General features: G+C 59.2%; 7 protein-coding genes. 3 read left to right on the forward strand and 4 right to left on the reverse strand.

Annotated elements, in window-relative coordinates; all coding sequences use genetic code 11:
• Positions 1–803: autotransporter outer membrane beta-barrel domain-containing protein (locus tag EN964_RS22335; RefSeq protein ID WP_127276734.1), on the forward strand; the 803-nt coding region annotated here is incomplete at its 5' end.
• A 63-nt stretch (positions 804–866) separates the two neighbouring features.
• The gene (locus EN964_RS22340; protein WP_245480026.1) at positions 867–1,424 is read left to right on the forward strand and encodes an invasion associated locus B family protein; all 558 of its coding nucleotides are present in this window, start codon (positions 867–869) and stop codon (positions 1,422–1,424) included.
• Between the two features lie 228 nt (positions 1,425–1,652).
• Here the strand turns inward: EN964_RS22340 and EN964_RS22345 are convergent, their stop codons facing one another.
• Together EN964_RS22345 and EN964_RS22350 are read right to left on the reverse strand one after the other, a co-directional pair.
• Entirely contained in the window at positions 1,653–1,988 is a 336-nt protein-coding gene (locus EN964_RS22345) for a hypothetical protein (protein WP_127268392.1), read from the reverse strand.
• A 203-nt stretch (positions 1,989–2,191) separates the two neighbouring features.
• A complete protein-coding gene (locus EN964_RS22350; RefSeq protein WP_127270657.1) occupies positions 2,192–2,467 on the reverse strand; it encodes a hypothetical protein in 276 nt (91 codons plus the stop codon).
• 849 nt (positions 2,468–3,316) lie between these two features.
• Between EN964_RS22350 and EN964_RS22355 the strand changes: the two genes are divergently transcribed.
• On the forward strand, positions 3,317–3,952 hold the full coding sequence (locus EN964_RS22355) for a helix-turn-helix domain-containing protein (RefSeq protein ID WP_236383339.1): 636 nt from the start codon (positions 3,317–3,319) through the stop codon (positions 3,950–3,952).
• A 342-nt stretch (positions 3,953–4,294) separates the two neighbouring features.
• Here the strand turns inward: EN964_RS22355 and EN964_RS22360 are convergent, their stop codons facing one another.
• Positions 4,295–4,954, reverse strand: a complete 660-nt coding sequence (locus EN964_RS22360) for a hypothetical protein (protein WP_127270661.1) — start codon at positions 4,952–4,954, stop codon at positions 4,295–4,297.
• Between the two features lie 442 nt (positions 4,955–5,396).
• Positions 5,397–5,659: hypothetical protein (locus EN964_RS38170; protein ID WP_206528743.1), on the reverse strand; the 263-nt coding region annotated here is incomplete at its 5' end.

The raw sequence follows: 5,659 nt of genomic DNA on the forward strand, positions 1-5,659 counted from the left end.
CGCGGCAAAGTCCCGAGAGCGCCACGACCGTGTCGGACTACGACGTGACGACATGGAAACTGGAGACGGGGGTCGATGGTCTCCTCTACGAAGATGCCACCGGCATCCTGCTCGGCGGTGTCTCTTTCCACTATGGCACGGCTTCCTCCGACATCTCGTCGATCTATGGCGTCGGCTCGATCGACGCCAAAGGCTATGGCTTCGCCGGCACGCTGACCTGGTATGGCGACAACGGCTTCTACACCGACGGCCAGGCCCAGGTAACGTGGTATGACAGCGACCTGAAGTCCACCACCCTGGGCAGCGAGCTCGCGAAGGGCAATAATGGCTTCGGCTATGCTGTGAGCATCGAAGCCGGCCAGAAGTTCGCGCTCGGGGCCAAATGGACGCTGACGCCGCAGGCTCAGCTCTCCTATTCTTCGGTCCGCTTCGACAGCTTCACCGATCCGTTCGACGCAGCGGTGTCGCTGAGCCGCAGTGAGGCGCTGATCGGCCGTGCCGGCCTGTCGCTCGACTATGAGGACGCCTGGACCGGCGCCCAGGGCAAGGTCAGCCGCTCGCATTTCTACGGCATTGCCAATCTCTATTACGACTTCCTCGACGGCAATGACGTGGATGTCTCCGGCACCGCGCTTCACGAGCACGACCAGCCGCTGTGGGGCGGTGTCGGTCTCGGCGGATCGCTCTCCTGGGCCGACGATCGCTACACGGTCTTCGGGGAAGCCTTCGCAAAGTCGAGCCTGAAGGAATTCGGCGACAGCCGCTCCATCGGCGCGAAGCTCGGCCTCAGCGTCAAGTGGTAGTCAGCAGGTTGACGGCTGACAAAGACAATGAGCCCTGATTCGAGTGCGCCGGGCTGGACAGGAATGGATGAAGATATGACCCGTAAGAGCTGGGGTAGAAGCCTCCTCCTGGTGGCCACCGCGCTGCTCATCATGGGCTTTGCGATTTCGGCATTTGCTCAAGAGAAGACAGGCCTTCCAGGCGGTGCTACTTCGCTCCAGGAGAGCTACCAGGACTGGAACCTAACCTGTCAAAGCGGGGCACCACAAATAGCGTGCGCTGTCTCCCAGCAACAAACGCAGCAGAACGGGCAGCGGGTGATGGCTGTCGAGCTTAGGCGAAACAGCGACGGCACGCTCGCCGGCAATCTCGTTCTTCCGTTTGGCCTCCTGCTCGACGCCGGTGCCACACTGCAGATTGACGACAGCCAGCCGCTGGCGGCGCTGCGCCTCTCCACCTGCCTGCCGGCCGGCTGCATCGTGCCGCTCAGCCTCGGGGAAGAAACAGTCGCAGCTTTGCGGGCCGGTTCGGTGCTCAAGATAAAGGTCAGAAGCGCAGATCAGAAGGAGGTGGTCCTGCCCGTGTCGTTGAAAGGACTTGCACCTGCTCTGGACAGGCTTGGCGTCCTCGCTGGAGCGTGACAATTCCTGCCGGAGCGCGTTTCTTAGCGAAAAGCCGATGCTTGCCACCGGTTCAAGTAGCACTGTGCTGGGTCGTAATGCAGGGGTAGGCTAGTGACTGACAATAAAGCCGTCGGTCCGCTGCCGGTCTCAACGCGGACGTCAACGGTTCTACAATTGGCCATCGACTGGGGTTCTTGGAAGCTTTTCGAACTTTCTGCCTTGCGCCTCCGGCCGAATTGCGTGGGCTTACTCAGGACGTTGGGGCGGCTGAACTAGCTGCGGTGCAAACTTGATCGAGATGCTCATCTGGGGTTCGAGCCGGTAGACCGTATCGCCGACGTTCAGCATGGGGGCAAAAATCTTTCTCGCGGTGACTAGCCCGGCTACTTGAAACTGGAGCTTTTGTCGCGTGCGCTGAGTCGGGTTGCCAATGAAATGGCTGCTCTTGAAGATCCCCAGCCCGAGGCTGCCGGCCCGCTCCGGCCGTGCTGGCTCTTCACGTCCGAAGAGGCAGCGATGCCAACCGCCGTTGCCATGGCGGGGACGATCCAGTGCGTCGTCATCGGGCCGCTCCGGCGTCAACGCCAGTGGATCCGCCAGTCCTGATCAACGGAGGTCCGATAGGAGGGTCCCTTCTTCGATAGCGTTGAAGGGCGTGATCCGGCGACCTAAAGCGCGTTGCGTTGAAGCGGATTTATGCGACGCACTTTAGGTTCTTTTTTCTATTTGCATGTCGTCCTCTGATAACCGAGGTCAATTTTTAGGCGACATGCATTACGCGCGTCCTAGTTGTGGCCGCCGAGTGTGTTCACGGTCGCGCAGAACGCGGTGAATGGCTGCATTACCTCACCCGCGCACTCACCCTTCATCTGTGCCTGCTTTTCGGCCGGCATGGAAAAAAAGACGCGCTCAAAATCAACCCGGGGCTTCATGGTTTTCATGCTGGAGTCGGTGAAGAACGGCATCATCGTGTCCGGCTCATCCAATGCCCCGGCCAGAGCATGGCCACCAAAAATCGAAAGACTGAATGTTGCAGCGAGACAGATAGCTTTGATGTTCATAAGAAATTTCCTCTCGTGTTAAACGGTTGCCCCAACGACAATCACGTTGGAATTCACAGGGTAGCATCTTCCCGGCTACAGTATTTCCGATGGGCACGGTCTTTTCTGCCTGAACGATGCTTGTGAGGGGGCAACTCGAAGCTGGTTTGGGAACATCAAGACAGAATGACTCCGCCGCCTATGACCTGTTGAACACGCAGCATCAACTTCCTTAAGCATGGATTTCGAACAACGTGCCTGTTCGCTGACGCCGACATCATCCCGGTTGCCAAACCGGTCCAAAAGCTATTCGCCGATGCGAAGACGGTGGCGTTAGCACCGAGATCGAGGAAGAAACCGTTAGCGGGCTCGAAATGCAGGGAGCAAGAGACGACGGCCCGAGTGCAAGCCAACCGGAGCACGATTGAAATGGCGCGCCGATCATTCCAGATCGGAAAGATCGGGCAAGCCTTGAGACAGCATGGTCCATACGGATAGACATAAGGATTATATCTAGGTAGGGGGAGCTCGAATACATGATGTAGACTGGTGAACTCCCGTAGAGTTGAGCACCTTGCCTGCCCGAATATTCTGAGCCCGTACTCGCCGAGGGTTTATCGGATAGGGTCGGAGCAGAAACGCGGAAGTCAGGGGTCCTGTTGGTCCCGCTACCGCCGCCCAATCAAGCTTCGACGGCGATCCGTTCCCTCCAAGAAACACAGGTTTCATGAAGGGCATAGGCCAATGACTATTCAGTCGCTTCCAACTTTTCCGAGAGGGATGGCTCCCATCGGTCTCCTGGTATCGAACGCCGTGTGTGAGCCTGAACGGCGCCAATCCGCAAGTGCTGCGGCGATGGGGACATCGAGTATGTCGCCGGAGACCGCGGGCTCGACCTTCCGGATCGACGTCCCCTACATGGATATGGTGCTTTCGATCTCCGCGCAGCCCTCGGGCTGCGCTAGTGATGAGGCAGGTTTCACGAGAACTGTGGCGTCCCACGGGATGCCTTTTGATCCGGTCATCGAGCGGCTACTTTCCCAGTTCGAGCAGGCTGTTAGGCCGGAGGGAGTTGATGGGGTCCACGGAGACGCCATCCTCCACGCCATCCTAGCCCGCTGGCTCTGGCTGCGATCGCCGTCCGAGGTCCAGCAGGAGGCCAACCACGGCGCACTGCAGAAATGGAGGCTGAAGCGGGTGATGGCTTACGTTGACGAGCATATCGGTGAAGCCATTTCGCTGGCGGATCTCGCTCGGGCGGCAGGCCTCAGCCGGATGTATTTCGCCGCGCGATTCAGGATGGCGACCAGTCTTCGTCCTCACGAATACATCCTGCGCCGCAGAATCGAGCGGGCCAAGGACATGCTGATCAAAACCAATGACAGCCTCGTTGATATCGCGTTCAACGTCGGCTTCCAGACTCAGGCACATTTCACCACGGTCTTCAAGCGCTTTGCCGGCATCACTCCCGGCCGCTGGCGCCAGTCCAACCGCCTCCAAGCATGAAGCTTTCGGCCCCCGCCGTCGCATGGCAATGACCTCGCCGCGCCCTGCCTGCGCGATATATTTTCCTCGGAGTTGAGACTGCAAAAGGCCTCCCAGCCATTGCGATTGTGGTAGCGAGACGCCGATACCGGAGTGTGGAAGTCTGGGCCGGTATATGGTGTAAGTCGAGTTTACGTCTGCCGTAGTGCACTTCGCTTCCCGGGGGCATCCCTCTCAGCACTCGCGTTCGGGGCGGTAACGCAACCTCTTGGCCCGCTCAGGCAAAGGTCCGGCATCAAAAGACCTTCATTCCATCGCGAAGTTCTGCGAGCGCTTACAAAACTGTCTTACGACGATTTTCATTCAACGTATTGCATTTCCGCTCAGAAGGCGACTGAACGCTAGCGCGATTCCCCGAAGCGGAGATGTCTGCTCCGGCAACACCGGCACGGCATTTCCCAGGACGTGAACGCTTCCGCGCAGGACCGCTGCTGGCCAGCCAAAGCCGTCCGGAACGTTGCCATCGGCGATGAAGGGGTAAGGGGCAAATAGCAGTGCGACAAGCAGCCGCTTCACCGAAAAATCATCGCTGAGGGTCGGCAAAGCCATTATGGCGCACCGCCAGATTTCGCCATCGAGTGCCCAGGTCGCCCTGCTGATTGCTGGCACCCTCGTTGCTGCGGCGCGGACGCAGACGCGACGGAGATGGCTGCGGCTCGGCTGGGGGAAAGCCGACAACCGATCTGCGAGATGCGCGCCACCGCAAACTATGTCCAAGGCGGCGCCCCATTTCGAAAAAACGAAATCGGCACCGTGCTCGACCACCAAAACCTCGGCTAGATACGGTTCAAGCACACCAAACTCGTTGGGAAGGAGACTGCTCTCCGTTCGTCCGGCGACCTGCCCGAACCTAGCGACCCAAGCCTCCACGATGCAGCGGGCAGCAACCTTGAGGTCGCGGTCTTCTAGCCGGACGAAGGGCGCTTGGTGCCGATCTGCACGATACTGATCCAGGTGGGTCATTTGTCGCTCCGACTTCAGAGGTAGCGTCTCATTCTCAGTAGATCGTGAGAGCCGGAATGTATTACAGTTGAAACCGCTGATTTTCAGAAGGAACGGTTTGCCGCACACATTCTCCGTTCATGCGGTCCGATAGGACGCAGAAATTTCGGAAGCACCGCGAGCCGGAACCGGAATTGGCTATCATGTATCAAACCGCCGTCGAAAAAGTGGGGACGGCCTTTTCGAGGTGTGACACCCGCGGCGACTGAAAGCAGGCGCGACGAGCAGCCTGCGGCACGGGGCCTGCTGGACGGGCCTTGGCTGGCGATCCCGGAGGTAGACCAGCCGGAGCGGGTATCCGCCCGCGGAAAATGCGAATGCTAGGGCCATCCTGCATGGAGAAGGAAATCGGCGCATCTGGCGATGTCGTCGACGTTCAGCGCACTACGGCAACCGTCAGGCTCTACCGGCGGAGATCATCGGTATCACCGATGAGATGGTAGGTGGACAAACGGTCGATCCCGCCGCTCTCGGTGCGCTTGTCGATCTGGCCAATCTCGTCAATTCGCCACAGTGCGGGTTTCGACAGGCGTCTATCGCAATCTTTATCCCGAAACCATGCGTGTGCCCGGTAACCGAAGTCGCTCGCCGGATCACGGGGTTTGAAGGGACCAGACCTGTTCCATGATTGAAATCGCGCGGACGACGATTGCCACGCCGTTTCCA

The sequence above is a fragment of the Mesorhizobium sp. M7A.F.Ca.CA.001.10.2.1 genome (assembly GCF_003998575.1).
Taxonomy (GTDB): Bacteria; Pseudomonadota; Alphaproteobacteria; order Rhizobiales; family Rhizobiaceae; genus Mesorhizobium.

Coding starts and splice junctions, on each gene's coding strand:
- EN964_RS22350 (WP_127270657.1), bottom strand. CDS start 2,467: ATGAACATCAAAGCTATCTGTCTCGCTGCAACATTCAGTCTTTCGATT.
- EN964_RS22355 (WP_236383339.1), top strand. CDS start 3,317: ATGTCGCCGGAGACCGCGGGCTCGACCTTCCGGATCGACGTCCCCTAC.
- EN964_RS22360 (WP_127270661.1), bottom strand. CDS start 4,954: ATGACCCACCTGGATCAGTATCGTGCAGATCGGCACCAAGCGCCCTTC.
- EN964_RS22340 (WP_245480026.1), top strand. CDS start 867: ATGGATGAAGATATGACCCGTAAGAGCTGGGGTAGAAGCCTCCTCCTG.